Origin of the sequence: Rhodanobacter fulvus Jip2, from assembly GCF_000264315.1 — a bacterium.
In the GTDB taxonomy this organism is placed as follows: Bacteria; Pseudomonadota; Gammaproteobacteria; order Xanthomonadales; family Rhodanobacteraceae; genus Rhodanobacter; species Rhodanobacter fulvus.
This window is the reverse complement of record NZ_AJXU01000090.1, coordinates 1-3,409: the sequence shown is the minus strand read 5'-3', so window position 1 is coordinate 3,409 and position 3,409 is coordinate 1. Positions and strand designations below refer to the sequence as shown.

The window sequence follows — 3,409 nt, the reverse complement described above, 5'->3', positions numbered from 1 at the left end:
CCACGTGGGCGACACCACCACACTTACCGGCGCGGCCATCGCCAGTACGGCGGATGCCTCAAAGAATCGGCTGGACACCGGCAGCCTGGTCGTCAACGACCTGCACAACAGTGCCCACAGCAGCGCGAGTCAGATGGGCTTCTCGTACAGCAGCAATAGCTCGGCCGCGAGCAACCTGGCCGGCAACGCCATGGGCGCGGCGCTGAACATGGCGATACCGCAGGGCGGCAGCGATAGCAGCGATACGGCCAGCAGCATCGCGCAAGGCACGATCATCGTGCGCAACGATCCCGATCAAGACCTCAGCAGCATCGATCGCAGCGCCACTACGCTCGACGGCAACGGCGTCAGCAACGATTTTGATGTGGACAAGATCAAGGAGAAGCAGGCGCTGGGGCAGGCGGCCGGTTACGTGGGGATGCGGGCAGCGGGGGACCTGGCCGACTACATGGCCGACCACGCCAGTACCGATCAAGATCAGAAATCGTGGGGAGAGGGCGGCACTTACCGGGTATTGCTGCACGGTTTGGTAGGAGCGGCCACGGCGGAACTGGGCGGCGGTAACGCCACACAAGGTGCGCTGGGCGCAGCAGCCAGCGAGGCGGCCAGCGGAGCGATGGCCAACTACCTCGCCGATCACCACATCGATCCCAACAGCGCCGAAGGCAGGACACTGATGCAGCTGGCCAGTGCGGCTGTGGGCGGTGCCGTGGGTGGTGGTGCTGGTGCGGTGACGGCGCTGGATGGGGAGAAGTACAACCGGCAGTTGCACGAAACGGAGAAGGCACGCATCAAGGCGCTGGCTGGCGGGGACAAACAGAAAGAAGCCGACCTCAGCACGGCGGCCTGCGCCTTGGTGCATTGCTCGGCTGAATATGCCAAGAACAGTCCAGAGTACGCTTATTACAGTCAGTTAGAGGCACTTGGTAGTCAACCGCAATACGCCGATGAGCGGGCGCTTTTGCAACAACAAAGCATCACTCGTACTGTCGTGATCCAGAGCGGCATGTCTGTACCCGTGACGGAAAGCTTGTTTGGTTACGGCTACGGCGATAAGACATCGGACTATCTGTCCTACGTCAACAACAGCTACGGCCATCCCTTCACGCGTTTGGGGGGTGGCCTGCAAGCGGTGGGCGGGCTTGGTGCGGCGGCGACTGGTGCCGCGGCAGTTGCGACTGGCGCGGCGGCTTGTCCCGAAACATTGGGCGGCGGTTGTGCTTTAGCGGCAGGCGGCGTGTTGTTGACCGGCTGGGGCGTGGACCAAACCCAGGCGGGTGTGAGAACGGGTTGGAATGGTGCGGCTACGCCGACTTTCGGCGGGCAGGCGATCCAGAATGCATTCGGCATCTCTCAAGGAGCCGCGGAATTACTCTACGGTGTAGCCGGTGGCATCGGTCAGGTTTATACCGGGATATCGCTGCTGCCCGCAGGTACGAAGGTCGCGACCATCGCCAATGCGGATGGGACGTTCACGTTAGCGGGCGACAGCAGAAATCTGAATTCTGTCGGTGATTTTGAACAGTTGGCCAAGGGAGGTTCGGTCACCCCCACGCCGGGCGGCTTCATCAATCAGACAAAGGTGTGCGGTAGCCAGTGTGTACTGAACGTCACTGATCCCGCCGATCAAGCACTTATGGCGCAGATTGCACAAGGTGGTGACCTCACCGGAGAACTTACGGAGTCTCTACTCAATTCGGTCGCGACGAAGCAGGGCCTGACGGTGCTCGCTGGCGGGAAATATGCTGGCAATAAGGGTTTCGATGCGGTGCTACAAAATGCGGATGGGTCGGTGACGATCCTGATTGATGCCAAGCAGGTGACGAATGGGACGTTCTCCCTTGGAAAGACTGTAGACGGCTCTTTGCAACTTTCTGGAAAGTGGATTGATCGAGTGATGGGCGAACTAGATAAAACATCTCCGGCCTATAGGGCCATTGATCAGGCCCGTGATGGTGGAACTTTAAATACGGCCGTCATCGGCGTTAACAAGCAGACAGGGCAATTAATCGGCGTGCCGGTCAATATCCCATAATTCCATTGAGCGAGATTTAATTTATGTCATTTGTTGCCGATCATGCATTGAGCATAGAAAAAGGCCTTGTCCATGTGGGAGAACATATGGCTAGTCACAAGGAACGCGAGGCCGTGCGATTGCAATATATAAGAACTAATACGGGAGACCCGGAAGTATGCAAGGGCGGACTGAGGAAGCTCGCCATCACGTCCTCACTCGTAGCTTGGTTTGATGACCAGGATTTGGTGAAATGCAAGCAGCAGGCTTATGTAGCCGGCAAGATTGATCGCATCCTTTATCAAAAAGATCCAAATAGGGGTGTCTGGGGCGCTCTCTATGAGCGCGAGGCCATGCTTTGGCCCCTGCTCTCTGATCACCCGCAACTTGTGGCGTGGTTTGGTGCGTTCGACGCCGTTGATCTGAAACGTGCGAGCAAGGGCGGGACGTTTGAGTTCGAGACGTATCAATCTAAGTTGGCGCTGCGCGGGGAGTGGAACAAGCTGGGCGAACGCAGCGAGCGGTTCCTCGGAGACATACCTAAAAGGATGGCGCGATTCGCGCCGGAAAATCGGTTCTGTCTTGCACTGGCTAGTGGCGACATCGGCGCTATGGAAAGTGCGCTGGCGGAGATGGTGACGCCCAAGGAACTCAAGTGGCGCAATGAGGATCAGGGTTATACCGGCTGGTTCATCGTTTGCGAGGCAGTGATCTACGCCAAGATCGCTTGGCGGCATGGCTACGAAGTGGCAGTGGACACACCTTGGATTCCGGCGGAGTGGTTGCCGGTCAAGCCACTTGATGCTTACCACGACCCTTATTCCTTCATGCAGACATTCGACATTGAGACGCCCCTGCCGGCATGAGCGTGTAAAGCCTGTCTACCGGCTAGGGCGTGGACGTCACCGAGGCAGCACCCTGCGCGCAGCGGGCGACCTGACCCTTAACGCCAACCACAGCGGGAGCGCCAGCATCGGCGTGGGCTTCGCCCTGGGCGGCGAGCAGAACGGCTTCACCATCGAACTGGCCGCGGCGGCGGCCCGGGGCAAAGGCAATGGCGACAGCGCCACCCACCATGCCACCACCGTCAACGCGGGCGATATGCTCAGCCTGACCAGCGGTCGCGACACCACATTGGAAGGGGCCCAGGCCTACGGCAACACCATCCTGGCCGACATCGGCCGCAGCCTCAGCCTCACCAGCACGCAAGACACCGACCACTACAAGGAGACCTATCAGAGCGCCAGCGCCGGCCTGAGCCTGTGCATCCCGCCGATCTGCTACGGCGCCAGCAGCGGCGGGGCCAGCTACAGCCAGAAATAGGGGTCAGTGTGAACTTTCCGACGAATGCATTCCGCACACGCTGAATCTTGCTTTCAGCAAGCCCGCAGCCAC

2 protein-coding genes and 1 pseudogene are annotated in these 3,409 nt (G+C 59.5%); all 3 read left to right on the top strand.

The window, feature by feature from the left end; genetic code table 11:
* A pseudogene (locus UU9_RS18200) lies at positions 1-2,035 on the top strand (hypothetical protein); the annotation flags it as partial.
* 23 nt (positions 2,036-2,058) lie between these two features.
* Positions 2,059-2,880: an Imm49 family immunity protein gene (locus UU9_RS17405; RefSeq protein WP_050982481.1), complete on the top strand. Its 822-nt coding sequence runs from the start codon at positions 2,059-2,061 to the stop codon at positions 2,878-2,880.
* Entirely contained in the window at positions 2,816-3,337 is a 522-nt protein-coding gene (locus UU9_RS18195; RefSeq protein WP_272941984.1) for a hemagglutinin repeat-containing protein, read from the top strand. The genes UU9_RS17405 and UU9_RS18195 overlap by 65 nt, the downstream gene beginning before the upstream one ends.
* Positions 3,338-3,409 lie beyond the last annotated feature (72 nt).

Excerpts from the sequence above, each read along its gene's own strand:
- UU9_RS18195 (WP_272941984.1), top strand. The coding sequence starts at position 2,816 with ATGCTTACCACGACCCTTATTCCTTCATGCAGACATTCGACATTGAGA.
- UU9_RS17405 (WP_050982481.1), top strand. The coding sequence starts at position 2,059 with ATGTCATTTGTTGCCGATCATGCATTGAGCATAGAAAAAGGCCTTGTC.